The following is a 23,799-nucleotide window of genomic DNA, read 5'->3' on the forward strand; positions in this document are numbered from 1 at the left end:
TTGCTAGTTTGGTTAACTAGACTGTATGTGGAATAGAGAACAAGGGGTGGCTAGTTATCCTACTTCCAGTTCAGATTCTGCGCGTAGGGCAAGAGGATCCTGTTCGTTCTGGCCGTGTGTCAGATCTTCAGGCGCCACCGCCTGCAGGTCATGTGCCAGCCCCTTGTACGTCATCTGGTCCACCCGCTCAGGCAGTTTTTTTGCATCGTCTGTGAACACAATAACCTCGTGCCGTTCGCGCGAGATACTGACATAGTAAGTATCCTGGGCAGTCGTGCGGCTGAAGCTTTCGGCGTTGTAAAGAACTCGGTCGCAGGTCAGCCCTTGGGCGCTATGCGCGGTGGTCGTGTAGGCATAGTCCATGTTTAGCGGTCGATCTGTGGGCAGCTGCACGTGGCGACCATGGGTTTCGATGGTGATGCTGCTTGCATCGATCGTCGCGACCTTCGCCAGTTGGCCGTTGACCAAGTCATTATGGGCGTCGTTGCGTGTGATTCGGACATGGTCGCCCACAGACAGCTCTGCCCGATTCAGGCGATAGACCGATAGCTTGCTCATGGTTTTCGGGATGATTTCCACGGGCTGCGTAGGTGACGGGCCGGGCCGAATCGGTTCGACGGTAATACGATCGTGGCGCGTGCTGTCGATCACGCGGTACAGCCCTCCACGTTTTAGGCCGCACTGATAGTCCCGTTCGGGCACGACGATGTCGCCCACGGCGTAATACCGCGCTACGCTGCGTTCCGCACGGGTAGTGTCATGGCGAGCCAGTAGCTGGCATTGATGCCCTTTATTTTTTAGGCCGAGCAGAGTATGGATCCGTGCATTAATGGCTTCGCGCGAAGCGTTGGTGCCGGTCACCACGATGGTGCCCGCCTGGTCTGCCGGAGGAAGCTGCACATAGGCTTGAGCAATGGCCTCATATCGGGCGGAACTGTCCCGGCTTTTGTGGCCGTGCTCGTCGGCGGTGAACTGATCCGGGATGGTGAGTACCTGATCCAGGAGTGGCAGGGATCGGCTGGCTTGGCCTTCGGCGGCCAACTGCACCGCCTGGCGCAGCCGTTCAGAGCGTTGGCGCTGGATGTCTGCCATCAGTACAGTTTTCATGCCGTTTTCCTGCAGCATGGCAAACGCGCGACCTGCCTCAACGGCCTTGGTCTGGGCGGTGTCACCCAGCAAGACCACTTTGGCTCCTGTCGGTTGAATGAGGGCCAGCAGCTTGTCCATCTGCCGTATGGGTACGACTCCGGCCTCATCAATCACTACGACGGCTTTCGGCCCTAGGGTGTTGATGAAGGGGCGTTTGTCGGAAGCTGCAAGCACTGATGCAATCGTGTTAGCCGGTATGCCGTCTTCGCGCAGATTGCGAACCATGTTTCCGTAGGGAGCCAGGGCCGTCATGGTGTGTCTCTGCTGTTGGAGGATGGCTTGGGCGTTCTGCAGAGCGAAGGATTTACCGGTGCCAGCCAGGCCTTGGATACCGGCGACTTGATCGACGTCGGTCGTGATTAGCATGACAGCTTCGCGCTGGCCGGGCGTCAGGCGTGTGTCCAGGCTGCTTTCGACACTGGTATCTGCAATCGTGGTCTGCCAGGCACTGCGGCCCGCTTGATCGGCGGCCAGTATTCTGGACTCCGCTTCGTAGGCTTGCCGGGTCGCATAGCGTGGGCTTTCCATTAGTAGGCGTCCTTCGGTAATGGCCTGATCAACCAGCTGCAGGGCGCTACCCTGAGCCAGGCCGCGCAGGCGTATGACCTCTGTCGCCCAGCCTGCGCGCGTCATGGGAAGAGCCATCCTGTCTTGGGTGCTGCAGTAGTGCGGTGCTTCCCGGATCAGTGCGCCGGACTCCACGCGGCCCTGAATCGCAGCCTGAATGGCTGTAATGTCCGTATGGCCACCGGCATGGCGTACGGCGTTTTGCAGTAAGTCCGCCAGTGGCATGACGGATTCCCTTTCAGCCAGATGTTGGATTGCCCAGTTCAGTGAGGCTTGTGCGACCAAGTCAGATGACTGCTTCATGTTTTGGGTCGGCTGGATGTCCGCTTGTTGTCTGGCATGGTCAAACTGCATTCCGATGGTGGTCGCGGCGTCACGCCATTGTCGATGCAGCTCTGTGCGGCTGAGTTCTTGAGTCTTCGCCTGGCGGTGGGCCAGGGTGATGCCTTGGCGCAAGGCGTGAGGCGCTTCTTCACGACTGGTGCCGCGTGCAGACAGTTCAGCAGTAATGCCGGCGCTGCGTTTACTGAAAAACTCAATTTTCTCGCGACTGATGTGGGCCAGTTCGATATGGCTCTTTTCGTGGCGAACCCCATATCCCAGCGCCCGGACATTGCGTTCCAGCTCTGCTTGGTAGATTGAATCTGTCACGCGTAGCAATTGGAAGATTTTCTCATTAGACAAAGCCACCCAACTGCCGTCGGCTCGCTGGGTCAGATTCATCAGCACGGCGTGGACGTGTAGGTGAGGGTCTGGGGCAGCGCCTTCGGTAGGGCGTGCTGTCTCGTGGCGGAATTTGGCAATGATGAGGTTGCCCGTGTGTTCGATTCGTGACTTGCCGTTTTCTTTGTGGCGACCCAAGGTCAGATGCTGCTCGACATAAGCAAGGGCAGCAGCCACGGCTTTGTCATTGGCCTGGATTAGGCGCTCGTCGCCGCCGATCAAGGCTTGCAATGTGATGCTTTTAGGCGCGCCGAAGGTGAGATCTAGGGCGGCACGGGCCTTCGCATCCTTGCGGATAGACCGGCCCGCTGCGATGCCACGACCAAAGTCGCCCTGCAACATTGCTTTTAAGCGTGCGGGATCGATTTTGCCAACGGCGCCCAGGCGTTGGGCACCTTCACCTTGCCAACTGGCGGCACCGCCTTCACGGCTGTAGTAGTCATCGGCCTGGTCGGCGTAGTAATGGGTGGCGAGGGCCGCACGGGCGCGGTAGATCTGGCTGTGCGAGATCATGGGAGCTCCGGGAGAGGGTGGGGTGGCGAGAGATTGGCCAGCGAGCGTTAGGGCGCGCCAACGCTAGCGTATGAGGGAAGGGGTAGTGGTTGCACACGTTCATCCACAGGTTCCGTGGGTAAACGGGCGGCAGTTAATGAGCCATTCCTGACACTTGGGCTCCATCGGCCAACGTTAGTTTCGCAGCAGGCGGTGCCAGTCATGATCGCATTGCGAGTTCCTGCTTCCTAACCTCTTGCAGTCATACAAAAGCTCCTGCTGTGACAATTCCGGCGATCGCTTTAGCTTTCAAACGGTTATTGCTGCTAAAAATTATTATTAGTGGCTTTTGCGTGAGCGAGCCATATACGCCTAAGTTTGACCTCGAAAATGTTGGCAATCATGCCCCTTTCAGAGGCAAAAACGGGTTGGTATGGGTCAACGAGTGAGTGCTCGCCACATCACATGATGTGTATGTTGTCGGTATGCCATCGGAATAAAGGCGTTAACATCACGTTACGAAAAAAATATCCGCGAGCGTCAGGCTCAGCCACGCGGGATGACAACGTGATGATTTAGCAAGGGAGCGACCATGTATCTGAAACACATCCACGCGCGGAACTACCGCGCATTCGGGGACGGTACGGGTACGCCTGCGCCTGCACTTGATTGGGAACTCAATCCTGGGCTCAACATCTTGGTGGGTGAAAACGATGCGGGCAAGACCTGCATCGTTGACTCCATCCGCCAGGTACTGCTCACCACCAGCTACGAGCCCGTGCGGCTCTTCGAGCAGGACTTCCACATCAACGGAACTGACCGTGCACACACGCTCACCATCGAAGCCACGCTTTGCGGCCTGAGTCCTGATCAAGAGGCTTCTGTTCTTGAGTGGCTGACGCTTGAGAAAGACGGCACCTGCTCGCTCATTCTTCATCTCGAAGCGCGCTACCACCCGCCCCAAGCGACAAAGCGAGCGCGGGTAGACACCATAGTTCGGACCGGAACGAACGGAACCGGCCCGGAGGTTGGCTACGCGGTCCGAGAACTGGTGCGAGCGACCTATTTGAGGCCGCTTCGCGACGCCGAAGCTGAACTTCGGCCTGGCCGACAATCGCGACTTTCTCAAATTCTGGGCGCGCACAACGACATCGCAGGCCAGGAGGTGAACGACTTCGACAAGGCCTCGCCCAAAGAGATCCCAGAGCGGCTGGTTGGCCTGATGGCCTTCGCACAGCATCACCTCGGCGAGCATGAGGTCGTAAAGGGAGTCGAGAAGGACATCAACGACAACTACCTCAGCCAGTTCGCGTTCTCCGAAGACGACCTTCAATCCCGCATTCGCATCGTCCCTGACCTCGCGCTGACGCCAATTCTGGAGAAGTTCGAGCTATCGCTGCTCCCGGGCTCGCATATTCATCCCGATGCGCGATGCGCCCGTGGCCTTGGCTACAACAACGCGCTGTTTATGGCTACGGAACTGGTCCTGCTGCGTGATGGTGAGGAACTGGGACTGCTGCTCGTCGAAGAGCCCGAGGCTCATCTTCATCCTCAATTGCAGGAAAGGGTCATGGACCTCCTAAAGGAACATTCGAACGCAGAACAGGCTGACAAAAGGGTTCAAGTCATTCTTACGACTCATAGTCCATCGTTGGTCTCAACTGCGCGCATCGAGGATATGACGCTTGTGCATAAGGCCCAGACCTTTCCGCTGGAAGCGGGGAAGACAAAGCTCAAGCGCACGGACTATTCGTTCTTGCGTCGGTTTATCGACGCCACGAAGGCTAATCTCTTTTTTGCTCGTGGTGTCATGATGGTGGAGGGGCCCGCAGAAGCCATCTTGCTCCCCGCTATCGCGGAGATGTGCGGTCGGTCGTTTTCCAAGCATGGCGTGTCGATGGTTAACGTCGGCCACACCGGCCTGTACCACTACGCCCGCGTCTTGCAGCGTGAGGGCGTCGGACCGGAAATCCCAATTCCGGTAGTTTGTCTGACAGACCGAGATATCGTCCCGGATGTTGCGAAGTCTTACGTGCCGAAGCCCGCCACAGGCAATCGATTTGACTCGGATTACTCCGCGTCGGAGATCACTGCGCATGTGAAGAGCAAGAAAGACCGAGCAGAAGGTGGCAAGACCATCGTCTGTGTCTCAGACCGTTGGACGCTTGAGTACGACTTGGCGTTGTATGGCTGCGCGGAGCTGATGTACTTTGCAATTCAGCTTGCAGTGAAGGCCAAGTCTCGCGATGAGCGTCTCGATGAGCAGGATGAGGCCAATACGCTGGCGGCTGCCAAGCGGAATTGGACCACGTTGAAGGCCGCTGGGCATGTTCCGGACGAGCTCGCCTCAATCATCTATCGGCCGCTCCAAAAGAAAGAGGCCTCGAAGGCCATCGCTGCACAGTATGCTGCTTACCTAGTCTACACAGGTGCATATGGCGAGGGCGATGTTCTATTCACGAAGCTGCCTCCGTATCTGCAGACTGCGCTTGCTCACCTGACCAGGGCTCCCGCTACGAAGTCCGCGGTAGCGCCCGATGCGGCAGCCGGTGTAGTCGCGTCGGTCGCGGTGGCAACTCCCTTGGATCTTGGCGCAGCGGTGGCGTCTCCGTCGCCTTCGACGCTTCGGGCAGTTCCTGCGGTGCCTTCGGCAATCCCTGCGGTGCCTTCGGCAATCCCTTCTGTCCCGAAAGTCCCCCCGCCTGCCGCTGCTTCCGCTGCTGCACCTGCTCAGGTGGTAGCTAGTCAGTCCGCGAATCCAATGCCGCTAGGCACCGAGGCGGCAAAGGGAACTGAGGGAGCTGGCAAGTGAGCGCGGTAAGCCTTAAATCCGAAGATCTTGCGGACCTGGCGACGCTGGCCAGGGACTTGAACTTCGACGATGACGAACGCCGCTGCGCGCTGCTCGAGAACAACTCTCGGGACTTCAACGCTGTGCCGGGCAGCGGGAAGACCTCGTTGCTCGCGGCAAAATTGTTGTTGCTGGCCAAGAAGTGGCCTCATACGCGACGCGGTATCTGCGTCCTGAGTCATACGAACGTCGCGCGCGACGAGATTGCTCGGCGCCTTGCGGAGACGGTGGAGGGAGCGCAGTTGCTTAGCTACCCTCACTTCATCGGCACCATTCATAGCTTCGTCAATCAGTTCTTCGCCCTGCCGATGTTGCGAAGCTTGCATCAGAAGGTCGACGTTATCGACGATTCGGTGTTTGCTGAGAAGGCGCTCGCCCGGTTGCAACTGGGGCAGTTTTTCAAGTTGCGTTATTTCCTGGAGAACCAGAGCAATGGCGAGGGCATCGCCACGTCGCTGTTTTACAGAACTGCAGCGCTTACAGTGAATGTTGAGAGCGGCTCTCTGCCGGCAGCTCATACGGCGTCGTATAAGTCCCTAGTCAGCCTCAAGACACAACTCTCCAGCTTGGGCATCTTTCGGCATAGCGACATGTTCGCGTATGCGGACTTGGCGCTCCAGACGTGCCCGCACCTTGTCGACGTTGTACATCGCCGCTTTCCCATGGTATTCATTGACGAGATGCAGGATACGTCATGGGACCAGGAGTCCTTCTTGAATCGCATCTTCGATGGGAAGTCCGTGATGCAGCGGTTCGGAGACATCGATCAAAAGATTCTGACGGACGAGGAGAATGCTGAGCAGCTAACATTTCCACGCCAGAACCACGGGTACATCAGCACTAGCAAGCGGTTTGGTGGAGCAATTGCGCACGCTGTGGGCAGCGTCCGCATGAGCGGCGCTGCGGTTGTCGGTGAAGCAGCCAACGCCCATGCTCCCGTTTTGCTGCTGTACGCGACGGATGACGCGACGAAGGTGGTCTCGCACTACGGACGTATCGTCCTTGAACGTCTGAGCGAGACGGACATCAGCACAAGCGACGTGAAGGTAATGTGTGCTCGAAAATTGGGCGAAGGCAGTGTTTTGGCTGGGCGTCATTTAAGTGACTACTGGCCGGCTTATGGCGAGGGTCTACCCAGCATAGGTATGCGCTCAGGAAACTTCTGGAACCTTATTGGAGATACTGGGCAGCCTCGTCAAGAAACGTCGCTCAGTGCGCGAGTTTCCGATGTTCGTAGGGCCTTGCTGCTCGTACTTCGTGAAGCGGGTGCGCCGTTGGCTAAGGACCTTCGTGACGGGCGCGCGTTGCCACGTGCCGCCAGCGCGTTTGCGCCTGCTGGTCGTATAGAAGCGCTGACCCGTCAGTTGACACTCTCCGGTGAGCAGCTTTGTTCAAGCGACCAGCGCGAAACTCTATTCCAGCTTCTGTATGAAGGACTTAAAGCGTATCTTCCAGATGGGTTCGGACTCGACACATTCAAGGCGTTGGGGCTGTTCGACGAGCAAGTAGCAGCGACTGCTGCGGCTGCTCCTATAGCGGCTAAGTGTGAAGTGCTTCACCAAGAGAGGTCACTTCAGTTTGTACTGGGGACGGTTGCTGGGATGAAAGGGGAGACACATTCAGCTTCGCTGGTGCTCGAGTCCTACGGCGGCGTCAGTCGTAAGTTCGACGTTGCTCTCGGCCTCGAGTACATCGCAGGTATGCCATCAAAGAAGCTAGCGAAACTTCCGAAGACTCAGCAGGCACAGATGCGAAATCTCTACGTGGCGATGTCACGTCCAACGACCTTGCTATGTCTTGCCGCAAATGAGAATCGTGTCCCAGTGAAGATACGCGATGCCCTTGTTGGTAAGGGTTGGCACATCGAGACCGTGACTTGAAGTTTCTCTTTTGGGCGGGCGCCTATGGTCCCAGGGAAATGGCCATTCAGAACGATATTTCCCAATTTATACGACCACGTCGAGACTAACAGTCCACACAACGCTTCGCTAATTTCAGGTTTGAGATGTACAACGGTCGTCAGGCCTTTTTGTGGGCCAATGTCCGGTTTGGGCATTAGCGGTCACTGGCTTGCGAAGGCTTGGTGGCGGTACTCAGCCTGAATTTAAAGAGTCCTCACCGACAGCTTCTGGCCGCTTACGGCCTTGCAGGTATTCTATCCGCTTGATGGTGTTGCGGTAGGTGCAGTGCATTCAATACTTCCCTGACTCCTGAAACGCCGTCGCGGCTACAGCAAATTCCCTGAACGGTAAGCTCACCCTCGCAATCGGAAAATCCCCCGCCAAGGCCACATATCCGTCCAACGCTGGTAGCGACTGTATCTGCGCCGCCGTCACCACGTCTTCTGTCGTCCGATCCATATTATCCGAGGTGTTGCGATGGTCCACACTCCGGCTGACGCTGTACTTGGGGCGTTCAACTTCATGAGTGCTGAGGCTTTCACTCATATCCTTTGCCGTTTGCGGGTCGGTGCGGGAGCCGCCCAGCACAGCCAGGTTGCGAAAACTCGCTCGAATGGTAGTGGCCATGGTGCGCCCGTAGATGTACTCCAGCTGGGATGTGCTCTGCAAACCCGCAACGATACGCAGACCGTTTTTCCGCCCTTTGGTCAAACCCGCTTCCAGTGACGGCAGAGCTTCCAGACTGGCCAGCTCATCAATGAACAGCCACCAGCGTCGGTGGGTGCCTTCGGGCATGGATAAGATGGATGTGATGAATACGTCGGCCCATGACGATACGAGTGGCTTCATGGAGCTCATCATGTCTTCGCGCCAGTTGATGTACAGGTTTCCACCGTCTGGCCTAGCCAGCCAGTCTCGGATGGAGAACCTTCCCGGTTTCATGCCGGTGTGCTCGGACAGCTTGTTCGACAGCACGAAACGGGCGGAAGACAGTGCTTTGCTGGCTTCGCTGGAGCCAACAAACAGAGATTCGGCCAGGGTGCCTTCCAGAAATTGTTTCAAGACCTTGGGGTCTTCGATGGTGCACAGGCGAAACAGATCCATGACACTAGCCCCGTCGCCCTGTAACTGATGGAGTTTCTTGGCCGTCTCGCGTAGCAGCAGTCGGCCGAAGTCGTTCCATTCTTCAGCGTTCTTATCCTGGCTCATGGGGACCATGGAATGGGCCAGCCGCTTCCAGTCATAGTCGGCTCGGACTTCGTTGAAGAACGACCAGCCTTGGCTGCGGGCGTCATAGGGGTTCAGGATCACGTCGCCTGGTTGCCAAAATTTGCTGAGCAGATCGCCGTTGGGGTCGATGACGATGGTGCGGTCATTGCGATTTGGTGGCTGGCCTAGCAGGATGGTTCTCATGCTGTGGTGTGAGCGGTTCAGCACAGAGGCGGCCATGTTTCGTAGCAGCACCGACTTACCGGAGCCCGTCGCGCCGCTAATCAGCAGGTGCAGGTTTTCATTGGCGGTCGGCATGGGGATACCGCCTACGTCGATTTGCTGCTTGTCGCTTTCTTCGCACAGGCGAGCCAGGCTTTTGGCCGAGGTGGTACGGGTGCCGCGGATGAAGCGGGTGTAGGCAGCACCTTCAAACCCTTCGGTCTTGGCCGTGCGTCCGACAAACAGAATCAGCATTAATGCGAGCACCAGGCCGGCACCCAGTGCGTAGTAAAGCAAGGGGTACTGAGGTGTCAGCAACACGAAATGCCGGAAGGTTCTGGCGTTCCAGTCTCGCCAGTGCATGTGGCTTCCCCAGGTGGCAGCGGCCATCCAGGTGCCAGTTGGAAAGATTGCCAAAGAGAAGGCGGCAATGCGCCGCCGCGTAATGGGCGAGATCAGGGTGGACATGAGTATCGGTCCTCAAGAGATCAGGATCTGGCCCAAGGCCAGGCCTGCTAGTAAGCCCCCCAAAATGCCTGCTGCGCCGCCCACTGCCAGTGCGATCAGGACCATACGCCGTGCGGAATGGTGGGCGATGCTGGCATATTGCCCGGCGTCTCGCGCGAGATGATTCAGGCGATTGTTGGTGTCATTCAGCATGGCCTGAATGGCGTGTTGAGCGTGCTGGTTGATGGGTTTCGCTGCCGCTTCCATCGCGGCGATCAGGTGGCGGCTGAGTTGCTGAGGCAAGACTTGCTGTGTGTCGGCCATGGTCTGCATGTGCTTCTGCACAGCATCCAAGCTTTGGGTAGCGTTTTCCAGCCTATCTACGAGGCCAACTACTTCACCCAGTACCTCGTGGTACAGCAAATCTAGTTTGGTACGGGCGCCACTGGGATTCGGGTGTGACTCCATGGTGGTACGGCTCAGGAAAAGAGGGCGGTGAAAGCCGCGTTCATTTGCCTGTCCACCGGTTTAGCCAGGGCGCGTAGGGCGTGCCGGTTGCTTAGCTGTGAAATGCGGACATGGTCTTCAGGGTCGGCAGCCCGAAGCAGTGCACGGTAATCCGTCTGATCGGCCAACACGTTGGCAATGGTCGTGCGTTGGTCGGCCAGCAGTTCAAAGACTTCGTTTTCGTAGATGGCAGCGCCGGGGCTGGCCTGTACTTCGCCTGTTTTGGCGGCATAGGCCAGGATGGAGGGAAACTCATCCTGCACGCTGCTATCGACACGATTGAAAAGGATCCGCACCCGATCTGGATCCACGCCCAGTTCGGCCAGGGCTGCCACAGTCTTGATGGTCTCTCGCTGTGCCTTGCCGGTGTTAATGACTGGCAGGACGAAGTAGCTCATTTCCTCGTGAGCTCCTTCATAGCGCATCATGTGCGTCAGAAAATCCTCGATGTTGCTGGCGCCCACATCGACAATCGCATCTTCGCGGGTGAGCAGTTCCCGGAACAATCGGCCAAAGTGTTCGCCGCGTAGCTGATCAACATCCAGGCCCAGATCAGCACCCGTTTCATTGGTGGATTCGACTGCAAAGATCTGAGCGCTGTTCATGCGGGGAGCGAGGAGGTGAGAGGCAGCTACCGTTTTGCCAACGGAACCGGTGTAGTTGAGAACGGCGACTTTCATGATTTATTCCTTTTGACGGGGATGTTGTCAGCAGATGGAGTGCGATTGGCGAGCCCTTCACGGCGCAAGGCCTCCAGGTCTATCCGCATGTCGCGAATCTTTCGCAGATCGCCAGGGGTTTGGATATCGCGGGGTCGGCCTTGAATGGCATCAAGTGCCGGAACAGGAGATGAGGATTTCGTTGTTGGGGTAGATGGTCTGACTGCTCGCCGCTGGGCCTTGCGCCAACGGTACAGCGTGATGGCATAGGTGCTGTGCTGTACGGCCAAGCCTGCGGCGGCCAAGTCGTCCAGCACCGCAGCATGTGGAACACCTGTCGCCAATTCCACTTCGATCAGCGGAAACAGAGCACGTAGTTGTGCGGCGATGCTGATACGAGGGTCCAGGGCAGCAAGGGCGGCGCGATAGCGCGCTACGGGTCGGGATTCATTCATAGGCTTCCATGAGTGAGGTGAAGACAGTGTTGGTAATCGGATGGCGCAGCGGGTGGACTTATCCACAGGTCTGCTTGGTAGTAATAAGGTAGAAATAAGGTAGAAGGCGTCGAGATGGCTGGAAAGCCCCTATTCATGCGGGTTTCCAAAAATGATGCGCGATGCTATGCCGATAAAGCGCGATGCTGTGCCGATAACCCGCGATGCTATGCCGATGAGGGCGCGATGCTATGCCGACGACAAAGACGACTTATCCACAGGCAAGATCTGATCAATAAATAACCAAAAAATGGCCGTAATTGAGTAGGTTTGGATCACGGGATGAGACGTTATGACATGATCAATTAGCGATCCAGACGAGTCCAGACAGCTTGTTCATGTCCCTTGGTCGCCGTCTCGATTCGGGGCTCTGCGATTACTTCCAGCGCTTCCAGTTCGGCCAAACTGCGCTCAAGAGTTGCTCGAAAATCTCGCATGCGACCGGTGTATTGGGCACGCTCTTTCAGGATGCTCAGGCCGTATTTTTGCTGGATGTCAGATGACGTTCCGATGAGTCGCTGCAGGCTTTTGGAGAGATCCAGCCGCATTTGCAGTCGTTTGGACCAGTCCACCAAGGCATACTCCCGATTGCCGAAAATCTGTGCCCAGCGCGGATCGGCGTAGATGGTGTAGTAGCCACTGGGTTCGTCATAATCAAAGCCGCCGATCATGGCGAGCACCCGGGTTGAGGGGTGATTGCCGTAGCTGTATTTGATAGAGCCATCCTTACGACGGGCTTCGATGCTCAGGGTAAAGCGGGCCAAATCCTTCATGCCCTCATGTAGCCACTCGTATTGGCTGCCTCCGGTAGGCCTGCCCATTCCGCGTAAGAAATCCGCGCGATTGATGATGGGGGCTTCACCTAACAATGCGGTGGTCTGCAGATACATGGCATGCATCCAGATGTCCGCATGGTCTTCGCTCAACTGCTTGCCGGATCCCTTGAGCAGAATGTTGCTGCCTTCCAGAAATACCGTGTCATCGTGCAGTGTGCGCCAGCCTCGACGAACAGGTGCGAAGACCGCGCTTCGGGCGATGTAGTTGGGGATGGCTCGTGCTGTTTCCTTGATACCGGGCAGGATAAACGGTGTTGGAGTGCCGGCCTGCTTTTCTGCGGCAGCCGCCAGTGCTTGATCGGCCTTTTGGTGAGCACGTTGCATCGCGGCAGACATATGCAGCAATTTGCCGTCCTGGTGAAAGGGCAGGCGAGTGGGCGAAATCATGAGTCAAGCTCCAGGCGAGCCCATACAAGGCCTGCCTGGCGCGTGTGCAGTGCCTCACACGGGTTCAGGGGAAGGGAGTAACCGCGCCTGTTCATACCAGGCCGGCAACGAGATAACGGACGTTTGCTGATGTGGTGCGTGCGGCGATTTAGCCGCCGACCAGTCTTCGAGGCTCAAACCAAAGTTCTTTCAGCCGAAATCGCTCAAAATGCAGCACGACGTCTACGGTCTGACGTAAGAAGGCCTGAATGGTCGGCAGATCAAGGTTGCCGCCGGTAGGCGATTGCTTGATGAGGATGGCGAGACGGTCAAAAGTATCAGTAGCGCTGTTGGCATGCGTGGTGGTGACTGATCCCGGGTGACCTGTATTCAAGGCTGCCAAATAATCCCAGGTTTCGGGACCGCGTAGTTCGGCCAGGAATATCCGATCTGGCGACAGACGCATGCAGGCGGCCAGACTGTCCGTAGCCGGAACTCGACCGCGTGTACCGCCATACATCAGGTGAATCCGATTTCTGTGCCGTGGCAGAATCAGTTCATGGACATCCTCGATGGTGACCAGCCGTTCATCGGCGGGGACCCGATCGATAAGTGATCGGGCAAAGGTGGTTTTGCCGGACCCGGTAGCGGCCATGTTAGAGGTCGATGCGATACCTGAATATGACGCCGGCGAGTGGGACTACTGGGCGACCTTGATCATGTTGCTCATGATCTACGGAAGCCTGCCTGCCGCCAAAGAGGTTTTGAATCTACTCAACAAACTTGTGAATGAGGATTTGCCTCATGCCTGAGTCAAGTCAATACGTCGATTTCTACCTGGGATCAAGTGCATCAGAAATCGAGCTGCACACACTGCAGATCTCACAGGTCAGCTTTTCGAAGATTTATCGGTTTCAGCCGTACTACCGACAGGGGCTCTGGCTTCGTGACGAAGCCGGGGAATTGCAGTTCTTCGACTGGATGCCCATGAGGCTCGAGCCGCTGGGCGATCGGGGGAATCTGGATTTTGGCCTCGGGGTGACGTTTGGAGATCTTGGCGAGGTGTTGCCAGATGAGATCGAGCGGGCTCGCACGGCAGGGACATTGCTTAAGAATCCCGCGGTAGTGATCTACCGCATCTATCGCTCTGGAGACCTCGAGGCGCCGATGTATGGACCAATCAGGCTCCAGGCCAATCTACAACGCTGCGATTCGATGTCACGGAGAACAGCTCCGCGTGGGCTGCTTTGCGGGCGAAGCTTGGTAACGCCACGGGCGGCCCCACGCTTTCTCGGCCCTCGGGTGTTGTACAAGTCGATATGTCCGGGACATATACGATCAACACGGTCACCGGCAACCAGATCACGCTCGACAATCCAAGCGCTGTGAATGCAGATTGGACCGTGCTGGCCAATGACTACGGCGGGGAAACGGTCACATTGTTTCCGGTCATTGCGACGACGGCTGAGCGCTGGATCGGCTGGGTCACCGTGGAGTCTCAGCGGCCGATCCGGCGAATTATCGCCAACATGGTCGCCGCCGCGCTCTATGCGGACAATGGGCAGCAGCAGTACCGCCGCAATGTGGATTTCCGCTTCGAGGCCCAGCGAGTCGATGTGCAAGGCAACCCGTATGGGGCCGTGCATGCATTCGAGCGCACAGTGGTCGGGTCAGCTACATCGAGGTCGACTCGAGCTTATACGCTCAACGTCGAGCTGGTGAACGACCCTAGCAATCGCTGGCGCTTCCGCGCACGTAGGCTTACCGCCACAGATACCGATTTTGAAGGTACGACCATCGACGAGGTGAAGTGGCGTGATTTGTATGCGTGTGGGTACGTGGATCAGCTGCATTTCGGCGACGTGACCACTGTCCATGCGGTACGCCTGGCGACTGATGGGGCGCTTGCGATCAAAGATCCTAAGCTCAACATGCTCGTCACCCGAAATCTTCCGCGGCGGATCTCCGGCTCCGAGTTCACGACAGAGCTTTTTCCGACGAACAGTCTTGCCGATATTCTCTCTGCTGTGTGCTTGGATCCGCTCATAGGTAACCGTACTCCGGATGAAGTCGATTTCGACAACATTTATCAGACCGAGCAGGAGATAAAGGACTACTTTGGCATCGACGTTGCTCAGTTCAACTACACGATTGATAAGGACAATCTTTCCTTTGAAGAGATTCTTACTATGATCTCGGGCGCGGCTTTCTGTCGCGCATACCGCCGAGGCAGTGTGATCCGCCTTTACTTCGAGCGCGCTACCGATGACAGCACTTTGCTGTTCAATCATCGCAATAAGATTCCGGGTAGCGAACAACGCACCGAGGGTAATGATGCGGAGAACGACGGCATCGAGTTTGAGTGGATCGATCCAAATAATAACGACGCGCCAGCGACCATATATATCCCCGAGGACAGGTCGGCAGTCAACCCGAAACGCATTGAATCTGTAGGTGTGAGACTCAGCGAGCAGGCTTGGATTCTCGCCTGGCGTGAGTACGGGAAATTGATGTATCAGGATTGCGCCACGCAGTTTACGGGTTTGCCAGAAGCCAACCTTCTCATTCCATCAGAGCGATTCTTGAATGCCGACAATACACGAGGCCGTAGCCAGGATGGTGAGTTCATTGAGGTGGACGAAGACGATCCATTGTTAGTGACGCTTTCGCAGCCGATGCAGTGGCAAGAGGGGCAGGCATATCAGATATTCATTCAGAATCGGGACGGTTATGTCGAGCGAATGGGTGTGTCGTCCGGCGGTGGTGCCCGCTGGGCGCTGTTGGAGCGAGAACCGCGCACGCCCATTCTAACGAGACGCACTGGAGCCTACTTCCCGACTACCTATGTGATAGGCGTCGGAACAAGCCCGCGCCAAGCTCGTGCGTTCATCCTGGGCGAAAAGGACCGCGCCAATGCTGACGGCACGGTGCCACTGAGAGCAATCAACTACGACGATCGGTACTACGAGCACGACCTGGATTTTCATCCGTAACAGCTAACCCGTTTCAACCATACGCCCCGCCATAGAGCGGGGCTTTTTTATGCGAGTCGCATATGGCTGCTATTAGCAAAGAAGAGCTTAATGGTGCTTCGTTTGACGCCGGGACACTAAAGAAATATGCCAATGATCCGGCTGGCGTGCCGAACGTCAATCGGGTGGGCAACGATGTATCGAATCTAGCCACGCTCAAAGCGGAGGTGCGTGACGCCGCGCTTATGGAGGCTGGGGTGACTCCGTATGAGTTGGCTGTCGATATCCCCGCTTCGGGTAATGCACCCGGCAGTCGAGCGAGAGTCTGGGGCGATACGACAGAAAACAACGGCTACTACACTGCGGATTCCACCGGAGTGTATACGCGAGATGATCCTCAGCCCGCCAATCAAGGCGACATTGACGAACTGCAGGTAACGATTGCCACCACCCTTGGCCTGTCTGTGGATTCGGCTGATTACATTAAAGTGGTAACAGGTCCGGATAAACGTATTTATGTCTGGCTGGATCACGGTCTTATTGAGGCGATGGGGCTCGGTCCGAGGTTGACCAGCGAGACCCAGCGGATCGCCGTTGATCGAATGTCCCAGTACATCGGGATCGATGAAGATACGGGGAGCGCGGCTCGAATTGTTCAAGGTAAGAACGGGCGAGTCTACCTTTGGATAGACGATGGCCTTATAGACGCTGCGGGGTTTGGCCCACGACTGACAAAGGCGATTCAGGACACGGCCCAGGTCAATAATGCATCGTCTGTTCCAACGGTGCTGACGCGCGATCTGCCCCTTCGTACGGATGGCTCATCATTGCGCCGCTGGCATGCAAAGCTCGGCCAGATTCTTGCTGGCTCTGGCCAAGCCCGCCTTGGAATGACGGGCGATAGTTGGACTGAGTTTCTGACAATTCTCGAGGCTCTCTGCCCGGCGCTGTATGAGAAGTTCGGGCGCGCAGGGACTGGCTGGATTTCGTTTACGCCGAGCTACTACATGGATGGCGTTACCGGCTCGCGGTCTGCGGGATGGACGCTCTATGACCCGACACAAGAACCGTTCGATCCACCTCCAATGCCAACCGGGCCGGATGGTTTTGTCCTGTACTCATCAACAGCGGGCGATTCCTACGACCTTGGAAATCTCGTGCATGGCGACTCGTTGACCGTATTCTTCGCCGCTCAATCTGGATCGTTCCGGTGGCAAGCTAACGACGGGGCGTGGACGACCGTCACGCCGGACACTGGAGGCTCTCCCGTTCAGTCAGCGGTGATTCCGCTGACGTCTGGAAATGCTGATGCCGTACGAATCGAGACGGTTTCAGGCACAGTGGGTTTAACAGGGTTCCTGCTGCGCGATAGTGCCGCAGTTGGCATAGAGGTTCTAAAGTTGGGCCAGGGCGGGGCCACTGGCTACGATTTCATGCAGTTTGCCGAGTGGATTCGTTACTACGCCACCGCACTCGACCTAGATCTAGTTGTGACGATCCTGGGCACCAACGATCCAGTGCGCCCGCGCGCGAGTATCGCGACTTTCGAACAGGCGCACGAAGCCATCATTGCGGCGTATCGCACAGCCCATTCTGACTGTGGCAACGTGATTGTCATGCCAATGCAGCGGTCCACCGGGGCCATATTGATTCCCCAATCCCAGTACCGAAGTGCTGCGTATAACGTCGCGCTAGCGAATGCGACCGAATGGGTGAACGGATACGACGCATGGGCTTCACATGCGGTCGAGAATGCTCGCGGTCAGTGGGCGGATGGTGCCCACGTATCGAATGCTGGGGCACAAAGATTCGTACACCAATCACTTTTTCCTGTTCTCGGAGTCTAAAGATGGGTCATTTAATTACCAGCGTGGCCGCAACGGAACGAAACTATCCCTGGGATGGTGATTTCTCGATGCCTCAGTTGTCCTACACGGATGGCCTTGTAGGCCTGTACGTCTTGGGCTTGAGCGATTCGATGTCGTGCCGGAACTTTGCAAATCCGGCTCTACCACTCCTAGTCGTCGGGTCCCCCGATTATTCGACTGACGGCGCCGGCGTGGGCCCCGGCGCCTACTTTGATACGCAATTGCCAGGTACGCCGGATATGACACTGGTTGCAGTTGTCCAAAAGATCAACGGAAGTGCCGCACCGGTCATTTCCAATTTGACGCTCGCACAGGATGTCGGAACGCCATATGCGCGGGGTGACACGATGTTTGCATCCATTCAAGACGGCATATTGAGTACTCGAGTGTTTCGTGATCAGGGTGGGGCAAACGCAGGCCCTCTGACTGGGCTCTATGTGGCTCGTGGGCTGCCTGGTGGATGGGCAACGATAGGCGGCTTATTTAACGGATCAAACAACTCTGGTTCCTCCGTGATCGGCCAGGGTGGCGCCTCGGCCGCAGTTAACAACGCTGCTACGGGAGAAGCGCGTTTGACGTTCAACAATACGTTGCGCATCGGATCGGTCATCAGCTCATCCTCGACGCAAGGTAGCTGCCGCGTGAGAATGGTCGCGATCTATAACACCATTCCGCCGTCTGGTGGCTTAACAGCGTTGGTGGATGGCATTCGAACCGGGTTCGGACCGAGTGTCGGACTAACCGATCTTTAGCCCCAATATCGATTAGGGCTTTGTGGCGATAATGATTTGGATGCTGCGGTGTGTCGGGAGCATGTTGAGTCTGAACTCGGACTTGATTCCGGCTGCGGCTAAAGCTCTAACTGTGTCAGCACCTTGAGCTTCGATATTAGAGTCTGAAATATCAACTATCACGCCATAAGCTCTGCCGCTGAACACGGGTTGATCAATGCCGTCGAATACCTTGAAACCGGCTTCTTTGATTGCGCTTCGCAATTGCTCCGCAAAGCCCATCGCTTCTACATCTCCGCTGATGCTGCCGACCGCTATGTCGAAGGGCTGTAAACGCTGAAGATACTGAACCAACGCTCGGTGCTGATCACTGGAGAGTCTCCTTGGGGCCAATTTGTCCTCCAACTTCAGACGCGCTGTGCGCTCTTCTTCTAGCCTTATTGCCAGTTGAAGATTTTTATTTTTCAGTCCTTCTGTTTCTGCTTCTAGGCGGTTGGCGGATTCGCGAGATTGTTCCGCTGTAGCTCTCGCGCTGTTTATTGCTTGGTCATTGTGTTTGGAAATGACCCCGGATGCCCAGAACGTCAGAACGGCAGATAGGACGGTGATGGCTCCCAGTCCAATTGCAGCGAGAGATGCCCAAAAATACATCCGATTTGCTGTTTCTAAGGAGATGTCCCAAATGGATGTCATTGGTTTGGTTTCCATTTTTGCCATAGTGGTCATTATCTTGGCGTTGATTTTGTTGGGTCTCGTTGTGCGACGCACGTGTCGGCAACAGCGTCCAAGTGCGCGGAAATAATTTATCACTATTTGAGCGGCCCGCCGATGCGGGTTTTTTTACGCCTGGAGATTCAATGCGCGAGCCTGATTTTGCAAAAGCGGCCATGCTCTCGCCTGAAATGGCCGCCAAGTGGTATGACGCTGTAGAGCGATCAATGATGGAATTCGCGATCGTTTCGCCTTTGCGCGCAGCGATGTATATCGCTACCATCGGCCACGAGTCGGCGGGTTTCGTGCATACGCGAGAGATCTGGGGCCCGACGCCAGCCCAACGTCGCTACGAGGGTAGGGCGGATCTTGGCAATACTCAGCCAGGGGACGGATCGCGATATCGCGGTCGGGGGCTGATCCAGATCACTGGGCGGGCAAACTACCAGGCTGTTTCTGATGGCCTAGGCGTCGACTACATCAATCACCCTGAATGGCTGGAGCGGCCTGTAGACGCCGCCCGATGTAGTGGCTGGTGGTGGAAAAACAAGGGTTGCAACGAGATCGCCGATTCCGGCGATTTTTTACGCCTGTCGATCCGCGTGAACGGCAAAAACAAGAACGGGCTGCCCAATGGGTGGGAGGACCGGCAACGCCGGTATGAGACGGTGCGCCTTGTGTTTGGCGCTCCATAACAGCCCTTAGGAGGGGCGATGGATCTCGAAAAATGGGCATACGGTGGCATATCCGTAATCGTGGCCGGCTTTGTCGGCAAGTGGCTCGTACCTCTACTCATGCGAACGCTGGACAACAGTGTTGCTTCAGCTACGGCCTCGGGCAATGCGCTGGCCACCATCACGGCCGAGCGAGATCAGTGGAAGCAGAGGGCCATTGAACTCGACGGCCAATTGCAAGAAATGCGCAAGGATTGGGCTGCAATGAAGGGTGATATCCGGCTTCTTAAGTACCAACTTCGCGAGGCGCAGGTTCGTATCGCACGCCTAACTGGAGAGCCTGTACCGGTCGGCACAGATGATGAGGAGATCGATCATGGGCAAGGTAATTGAGCGGCTTTGCCGCTGCGATGAAGACCGCGCCAATCACCTATTGCGAGCGTTGAAGGTATGGCTCGCCTATGTGGGAATCTTGTGTCTGGGCGGGCTGATATTTGGTACGCCGCTGTACTTCTGGTTTGACCGCACGGTGGCGTCAATAAATTCCGGCCATCAGGCCGAAGTGACACGGCTAATCGACGTCAACAAAGGTTTGCTGGTGATCATCGATCAGCGGCTACCGCCATTGGTGGCAAAGACAGACGCCGCTGTTCAGGCTGCGCAAGAGGCCGTTTCCAAGGCTGAAGGCGCTTCCAAAACTGCCGCAGGGGCAGGTGCGACGGCTCGTCAGGCAGCAACTACCGCGAAGTCCGCAGCCAATAAGGTGAGCGAAGCTGCAGCAGACGTGAAAGAAGCGGTGACGCCTCAGCCTGTAGAGCCCAAAGATCCTCCTGACTGGCTGGGGGGATCATGATCAAGAAGGTGCTCGATCTGGTGACGGGCTGGAAGGGATACCTAGTCGCAGGCGCGATCGGTGCTGTGCTGGTATCGCTCGGCGTCTTGGCTTGGTCGTGGCGCTGGTCGTCTGGCTATGACGCCGGCCATGCCGCAGCGCTGGCCGAAGTGAAAGCCCAACAAGCCGCCATCGAGCGCGGCATGCAAGTGGAGAAAGATCGTGCTGATGCCCAACATCGCGGCGCCGTGCTGGCCCGCCAACTCGCCGAGCAGAAAGCCCAGACCTTGGAGCTTGAGCTTACTGCTGTCAATACTCGTATTGACGGGTTGTTGCGGCAGCATCGCAACCGTACCCCAACTGCCGGAGCCGTCAGAGGACCTGATGCGGCCGGCCCCGACTGGATCGGAATACTTGGAGAATGTCTTGCGCGAGCAGAAAGCCTATCAAGACGACTTGGCGAGGTGGGAGCGGACGCTGCAGGATGGGCCGATCAAGTGAATGGGTTGCAGGGATATGTTCGATCTATAACTGCTTTTCAAGGTCCTGCGAGATTTAGTAGACACTAGTCAAGGTCTACCCATGGAATGTCTGGCGTAAGGCGAACGAGTTCTGCCGCCGGAGCATAGATGGTCTTTGTTCCGTTTGCATGCTCGGCAATTACATTAAGAAGAAATCTATATTCTCGGTCGCGACTATATCGCGGGGGCTTGGTAAAAGCCAAAGACCGGATGATCGAGAACACGCCGTTGATTTTCTCCTCGTCTCCTGCGGTTAGAGTGATATGACGATCTGTATATAAAATGGCCCGGTCGTGTACCTCTACTGTTACTTGGTCGAGCGAGATTTTTCCAGACTCGATATCTTGTTGGAGCTTTGGCTCAATCCATTCAGGCTGTAGTTGCGTTGTCATCATCCGAGACAGATGCCACGCAAAAAGGCCGGATTTTTCAAATGGTAGCGACCATGAGTCGCTGTATGATTCAAAGAGTGGGCTAGTCTGGTTTTCGTCTGTCAGGGACATGCAGAATACAAAACCATTAGGCAGTGAGCGCTCTATTTCGAAACGCGCCTCATCAACTATGACAGGGTCTCCATCGCGCCTGACCCTAAGGCATTGGACCTTTATACGGGTGAACGCTGGTAGTCGAGGTGCTGATGAGTGCTGATCAGTACCAGAGACAAACTGGCCGCCGGTTAGCGCATTTAGGTTCGCGGCAGATATCGAGAATGGTCCACGAATATCGACATAGAGTTTATTTGTCGCCTCGCCCTCATCCTTGATCTCTAAGTTTTCATGTTGTTTGTAAAAATAATACGAACCTACCTGCAGCTTCGCAGTAGAGCTCGTTCGGATATTGTGTTCTGGATTACAGCTCTTTATAAGTCGCATCGCAAGCGTCCTTATTTAGTCCCGCGTAAGAACTCATGAAACAGCTTTTGCACGGACAACTCCCATTGCACCTCAAATCCGTCCGCTGTGACGATCCCAGCGCTCACTGACCCCAGCGCCTTCAATTCGCGCAACTCCAGAGGATTGCGATCTAGCCATTGCCCAATAGCAGACTCCGTCAGTCCGATCTCCGGCGCAACGTCCGAGATATAGCGCAGCGCCACGACGCGGCCGCCCAGGATGGCAACAATAGCCCACTCGTCGCCGTCGTGGGAGTCTTGTAGGTATTCGGGGATGGGGTATGTCGCCATACCGAAATGATACCTAATGTTTCATGGCTCGGTGCGCTCTGCCTTAAACGCAGACCAAAACCAGTGACTGTGCTTGTGATGCCTAGCCTTGTGACGCCTGAATTGGACCCGTATGGGCCCAAGATGACCGGCCGCAACGACAGCCTCATAGATGCGATCCTCAGCCAAATCGACCGGCGGGAGACTCTGCCGAGCTTCGTCCAGGTATTCCCCAGGCACTTTGGCCAAGATCCCGTTTTCGTTCGGCGCCTCCCTTTCAACGTACCTATCGGCGTCCGCTGGCTTCGGGCTAGGAGGGGGGAGATTTCGGGCTCGGCGCTCCTGAATAAAATCTTCCTCCCCGATTTCCATTTCGCCACACCTTGCGAGCAAGTCGGTAGTGCCCGCTGCCCTGACGGGCATGCTTTCCAGCAATTGATCAAAGCGACGCACGTAACTCCGCAGGCGCGCGATATACCAAAGCAGCTCGTGTACGTCAGGATCATCTCTACGCAGCTCCTGAATCTGCTTTAGACGTTTGCTGGTCAGTGGGGGCGGGAACATACATGGAGCACTAGAAATACTGGTTGAACATCCAGTATATCCGCTCTAGAATTGGTGCCACAGTGGCAATCTGTCACGAATACCGAGACACGGATGAGCGCAGCCGATTGGGAGCAGGTCGATGAATACTATTGGTCTGGCCCTGGTGGATGGTCCATATGTCGGGTCTTTGTGAATGGCGGCTGGGCTTTTGAGTTGTGGGGCGGTGGCGAATGGCGCGGAAGTCGCGCCTCTCTTGAGGGGGCTGTTGCTTTGTACGCGCAGCAGTCAAAGCGTTAGAACTGGCTCGATCGCGTCGGGCAATTCATATTTGGAGCTGCCGACCTCTTGCCGTACTGGGTGCCAGGTAAAGGCAGTTTCCGGCAGGCCCTCGTTCAGCAGGGCCTTTGCCTCATCCACTGGCAAGCCTGGATCTATCCATTCACGCGCCAAATCGGCCGGCAGCGCTATGGGGCGTCGATCGTGCACGTCGACCATGCCGCCTCGTGAATCGTTGGTTGCTATGGCGAACCCATGAGCCTTGTCCATTTCGTCACCGGGGCGCCAAGCCGTCAGGGCCGCGAAGAATAGCGGGCCGTCGCCATGGATGTAGTAGGGCTGCTTGGGCGGTTTCGGGTCGTCAGAGAGCGGCTTCCATTCATACCACCCATCGGCGGGCACGAGGATCCGGCCACGGCCAATCAACATCTTCCATGGCCAACCGTTCTTTTGGATGGTTTCCAGTTTGGCATTGACCATGAAATGCTTGGAGTTATTTGGCTGATAGCCCCACGGTAGCCGCATCATCTGCTCGGTGCCGTCAATCAACCGGTGGGCCGTGATCGGTCGAGTGCCAGGCGCCACGTTGTAGCGAGGACCGACGGGATCATCGAAGATCGTTGCCCAGTTGGTATCGATCCGCTCGACGTAATCCATCGGGCCAGATTTTTGGACTATGCGTCCGCACATGGGGCAGTCTCCATTGGATCCAGGCAGTTAGTATATGGGCTCGACGGTTCTGTCTTGACTTGAATTCGGGTCTCACCCGGAGACCAGAAATCGCGCAGAAGGCCCCAAAATAGCCCCAGAATTATAAAAATATCCCGCCAACGCTTGATATTGGCGTCTCGCCGTCGGCACCAAGAATTCTCCAGGTATCTCCTGGTCTGCAAAGCCCGTAAGAACAAGTTCTTACGGGCTTTTTGCTGCCTGCATATGACTCATCGTTGGTTCGCCGGCGAGTCATACTGGGAACTTTTCGCATCGCTCGCTGTATGCGCCGATTCTCGCTGTGTCTTCGACTCTCGGCACATTGACTCGGTCACGTAGCTGTGAATACCTCGATCGTCTGATATAAATGCG

Annotated in this window: 21 protein-coding genes and 1 pseudogene; 11 read left to right on the forward strand and 11 right to left on the reverse strand. The window is 56.4% G+C overall.

All coding sequences use genetic code 11. From position 1 onward, the window contains the following. Window positions 1-25: 25 nt before the first annotated feature. Entirely contained in the window at window positions 26-256 is a 231-nt protein-coding gene (locus tag ACYVIT_RS08805; RefSeq protein WP_415807190.1) for a cysteine-rich small domain-containing protein, read from the forward strand. 755 nt (window positions 257-1,011) lie between these two features. Here the strand turns inward: ACYVIT_RS08805 and mobF are convergent. Further along, window positions 1,012-2,952, reverse strand: a pseudogene (gene mobF / locus ACYVIT_RS08810) (MobF family relaxase); the annotation flags it as partial. Between the two features lie 571 nt (window positions 2,953-3,523). Here mobF and ACYVIT_RS08815 point away from each other — a divergent pair. Together ACYVIT_RS08815 and ACYVIT_RS08820 are read left to right on the forward strand one after the other, a co-directional pair. Next, window positions 3,524-5,743, forward strand: a complete 2,220-nt coding sequence (locus ACYVIT_RS08815; protein ID WP_415807148.1) for an ATP-dependent nuclease — start codon at window positions 3,524-3,526, stop codon at window positions 5,741-5,743. Beyond that, window positions 5,740-7,662: a UvrD-helicase domain-containing protein gene (locus tag ACYVIT_RS08820; RefSeq protein ID WP_415807150.1), complete on the forward strand. Its 1,923-nt coding sequence runs from the start codon at window positions 5,740-5,742 to the stop codon at window positions 7,660-7,662. The genes ACYVIT_RS08815 and ACYVIT_RS08820 overlap by 4 nt, the downstream gene beginning before the upstream one ends. Before the next feature lie 312 nt (window positions 7,663-7,974). Here ACYVIT_RS08820 and ACYVIT_RS08825 read toward each other — a convergent pair whose 3' ends face one another. From ACYVIT_RS08825 to ACYVIT_RS08850, 6 genes are all read right to left on the reverse strand, one after another. Continuing rightward, on the reverse strand, window positions 7,975-9,582 hold the full coding sequence (locus ACYVIT_RS08825) for a type IV secretion system DNA-binding domain-containing protein (RefSeq protein ID WP_415807151.1): 1,608 nt from the start codon (window positions 9,580-9,582) through the stop codon (window positions 7,975-7,977). 12 nt (window positions 9,583-9,594) lie between these two features. Beyond that, window positions 9,595-10,029 (reverse strand): hypothetical protein, encoded by a 435-nt coding sequence (locus ACYVIT_RS08830; RefSeq protein ID WP_415807152.1) that lies wholly within the window; start codon window positions 10,027-10,029, stop codon window positions 9,595-9,597. Window positions 10,030-10,040: 11 nt separating this feature from the next. Beyond that, window positions 10,041-10,748, reverse strand: a complete 708-nt coding sequence (gene stbB, locus ACYVIT_RS08835) for a StbB family protein (protein WP_415807153.1) — start codon at window positions 10,746-10,748, stop codon at window positions 10,041-10,043. Beyond that, window positions 10,745-11,182, reverse strand: coding sequence for a hypothetical protein (locus tag ACYVIT_RS08840; protein WP_415807154.1), 438 nt, complete (start codon window positions 11,180-11,182; stop codon window positions 10,745-10,747). Before ACYVIT_RS08840 ends, stbB begins: the two co-directional genes overlap by 4 nt. 344 nt (window positions 11,183-11,526) lie before the next feature. Then, window positions 11,527-12,444, reverse strand: a complete 918-nt coding sequence (locus ACYVIT_RS08845) for a TrfA (RefSeq protein ID WP_415807155.1) — start codon at window positions 12,442-12,444, stop codon at window positions 11,527-11,529. Window positions 12,445-12,592: 148 nt separating this feature from the next. Then, a complete protein-coding gene (locus ACYVIT_RS08850) occupies window positions 12,593-13,078 on the reverse strand; it encodes an ATPase, T2SS/T4P/T4SS family (RefSeq protein ID WP_415807156.1) in 486 nt (161 codons plus the stop codon). On the opposite strand from ACYVIT_RS08850, the gene ACYVIT_RS08855 reads away from it, so the two are divergent. The 4 genes from ACYVIT_RS08855 to ACYVIT_RS08870 all read left to right on the forward strand — a co-directional run bounded on the left by ACYVIT_RS08855 (window position 13,077) and on the right by ACYVIT_RS08870 (window position 18,015). Further along, entirely contained in the window at window positions 13,077-13,235 is a 159-nt protein-coding gene (locus ACYVIT_RS08855) for a hypothetical protein (protein ID WP_415807157.1), read from the forward strand. The two genes, ACYVIT_RS08850 and ACYVIT_RS08855, sit on opposite strands and share 2 nt — an antisense overlap. A gap of 507 nt (window positions 13,236-13,742) precedes the next feature. Beyond that, a complete protein-coding gene (locus tag ACYVIT_RS08860; protein ID WP_415807158.1) occupies window positions 13,743-15,416 on the forward strand; it encodes a host specificity factor TipJ family phage tail protein in 1,674 nt (557 codons plus the stop codon). A 62-nt stretch (window positions 15,417-15,478) separates the two neighbouring features. Next, the gene (locus ACYVIT_RS08865) at window positions 15,479-17,242 is read left to right on the forward strand and encodes an SGNH/GDSL hydrolase family protein (RefSeq protein ID WP_415807159.1); all 1,764 of its coding nucleotides are present in this window, start codon (window positions 15,479-15,481) and stop codon (window positions 17,240-17,242) included. 2 nt (window positions 17,243-17,244) lie between these two features. After that, complete coding sequence (locus ACYVIT_RS08870; protein ID WP_415807161.1) at window positions 17,245-18,015, forward strand: hypothetical protein; 771 nt, start codon at window positions 17,245-17,247, stop codon at window positions 18,013-18,015. A 12-nt stretch (window positions 18,016-18,027) separates the two neighbouring features. Here the strand turns inward: ACYVIT_RS08870 and ACYVIT_RS08875 are convergent, their stop codons facing one another. Then, on the reverse strand, window positions 18,028-18,720 hold the full coding sequence (locus tag ACYVIT_RS08875) for a hypothetical protein (RefSeq protein ID WP_415807162.1): 693 nt from the start codon (window positions 18,718-18,720) through the stop codon (window positions 18,028-18,030). A gap of 131 nt (window positions 18,721-18,851) precedes the next feature. Between ACYVIT_RS08875 and ACYVIT_RS08880 the strand changes: the two genes are divergently transcribed. The 4 genes from ACYVIT_RS08880 to ACYVIT_RS08895 are packed head-to-tail and all read left to right on the forward strand — an operon-like array spanning window position 18,852 to window position 20,780. Beyond that, window positions 18,852-19,400, forward strand: a complete 549-nt coding sequence (locus ACYVIT_RS08880) for a glycoside hydrolase family 19 protein (protein ID WP_415807163.1) — start codon at window positions 18,852-18,854, stop codon at window positions 19,398-19,400. Between the two features lie 18 nt (window positions 19,401-19,418). Beyond that, window positions 19,419-19,772, forward strand: coding sequence for a hypothetical protein (locus ACYVIT_RS08885; RefSeq protein WP_415807164.1), 354 nt, complete (start codon window positions 19,419-19,421; stop codon window positions 19,770-19,772). Next, entirely contained in the window at window positions 19,756-20,232 is a 477-nt protein-coding gene (locus ACYVIT_RS08890; RefSeq protein WP_415807165.1) for a hypothetical protein, read from the forward strand. The genes ACYVIT_RS08885 and ACYVIT_RS08890 overlap by 17 nt, the downstream gene beginning before the upstream one ends. Beyond that, entirely contained in the window at window positions 20,229-20,780 is a 552-nt protein-coding gene (locus ACYVIT_RS08895) for a hypothetical protein (RefSeq protein ID WP_415807167.1), read from the forward strand. Before ACYVIT_RS08890 ends, ACYVIT_RS08895 begins: the two co-directional genes overlap by 4 nt. Here the strand turns inward: ACYVIT_RS08895 and ACYVIT_RS08900 are convergent. The 3 genes from ACYVIT_RS08900 to ACYVIT_RS08910 all read right to left on the reverse strand — a co-directional run bounded on the left by ACYVIT_RS08900 (window position 20,777) and on the right by ACYVIT_RS08910 (window position 23,406). After that, window positions 20,777-21,604 (reverse strand): hypothetical protein, encoded by an 828-nt coding sequence (locus ACYVIT_RS08900; protein ID WP_415807168.1) that lies wholly within the window; start codon window positions 21,602-21,604, stop codon window positions 20,777-20,779. The genes ACYVIT_RS08895 and ACYVIT_RS08900 overlap by 4 nt on opposite strands. A gap of 11 nt (window positions 21,605-21,615) precedes the next feature. Further along, window positions 21,616-21,915: a hypothetical protein gene (locus ACYVIT_RS08905; RefSeq protein ID WP_415807169.1), complete on the reverse strand. Its 300-nt coding sequence runs from the start codon at window positions 21,913-21,915 to the stop codon at window positions 21,616-21,618. Window positions 21,916-22,725: 810 nt separating this feature from the next. Next, the gene (locus ACYVIT_RS08910) at window positions 22,726-23,406 is read right to left on the reverse strand and encodes an SOS response-associated peptidase (protein WP_415807170.1); all 681 of its coding nucleotides are present in this window, start codon (window positions 23,404-23,406) and stop codon (window positions 22,726-22,728) included. Window positions 23,407-23,799 lie beyond the last annotated feature (393 nt).

This window comes from Bordetella muralis (assembly GCF_054781015.1).

Coding starts and splice junctions, on each gene's coding strand:
- ACYVIT_RS08805 (WP_415807190.1), top strand. CDS start 26: ATGTGGAATAGAGAACAAGGGGTGGCTAGTTATCCTACTTCCAGTTCA.
- ACYVIT_RS08815 (WP_415807148.1), top strand. CDS start 3,524: ATGTATCTGAAACACATCCACGCGCGGAACTACCGCGCATTCGGGGAC.
- ACYVIT_RS08825 (WP_415807151.1), bottom strand. CDS start 9,582: ATGTCCACCCTGATCTCGCCCATTACGCGGCGGCGCATTGCCGCCTTC.
- ACYVIT_RS08830 (WP_415807152.1), bottom strand. CDS start 10,029: ATGGAGTCACACCCGAATCCCAGTGGCGCCCGTACCAAACTAGATTTG.
- stbB (WP_415807153.1), bottom strand. CDS start 10,748: ATGAAAGTCGCCGTTCTCAACTACACCGGTTCCGTTGGCAAAACGGTA.
- ACYVIT_RS08840 (WP_415807154.1), bottom strand. CDS start 11,182: ATGAATGAATCCCGACCCGTAGCGCGCTATCGCGCCGCCCTTGCTGCC.
- ACYVIT_RS08845 (WP_415807155.1), bottom strand. CDS start 12,444: ATGATTTCGCCCACTCGCCTGCCCTTTCACCAGGACGGCAAATTGCTG.
- ACYVIT_RS08855 (WP_415807157.1), top strand. CDS start 13,077: ATGTTAGAGGTCGATGCGATACCTGAATATGACGCCGGCGAGTGGGAC.
- ACYVIT_RS08850 (WP_415807156.1), bottom strand. CDS start 13,078: ATGGCCGCTACCGGGTCCGGCAAAACCACCTTTGCCCGATCACTTATC.
- ACYVIT_RS08860 (WP_415807158.1), top strand. CDS start 13,743: ATGTCCGGGACATATACGATCAACACGGTCACCGGCAACCAGATCACG.
- ACYVIT_RS08865 (WP_415807159.1), top strand. CDS start 15,479: ATGGCTGCTATTAGCAAAGAAGAGCTTAATGGTGCTTCGTTTGACGCC.
- ACYVIT_RS08870 (WP_415807161.1), top strand. CDS start 17,245: ATGGGTCATTTAATTACCAGCGTGGCCGCAACGGAACGAAACTATCCC.
- ACYVIT_RS08875 (WP_415807162.1), bottom strand. CDS start 18,720: ATGACCACTATGGCAAAAATGGAAACCAAACCAATGACATCCATTTGG.
- ACYVIT_RS08880 (WP_415807163.1), top strand. CDS start 18,852: ATGCGCGAGCCTGATTTTGCAAAAGCGGCCATGCTCTCGCCTGAAATG.
- ACYVIT_RS08885 (WP_415807164.1), top strand. CDS start 19,419: ATGGATCTCGAAAAATGGGCATACGGTGGCATATCCGTAATCGTGGCC.
- ACYVIT_RS08890 (WP_415807165.1), top strand. CDS start 19,756: ATGGGCAAGGTAATTGAGCGGCTTTGCCGCTGCGATGAAGACCGCGCC.
- ACYVIT_RS08895 (WP_415807167.1), top strand. CDS start 20,229: ATGATCAAGAAGGTGCTCGATCTGGTGACGGGCTGGAAGGGATACCTA.
- ACYVIT_RS08900 (WP_415807168.1), bottom strand. CDS start 21,604: ATGCGACTTATAAAGAGCTGTAATCCAGAACACAATATCCGAACGAGC.
- ACYVIT_RS08905 (WP_415807169.1), bottom strand. CDS start 21,915: ATGGCGACATACCCCATCCCCGAATACCTACAAGACTCCCACGACGGC.
- ACYVIT_RS08910 (WP_415807170.1), bottom strand. CDS start 23,406: ATGTGCGGACGCATAGTCCAAAAATCTGGCCCGATGGATTACGTCGAG.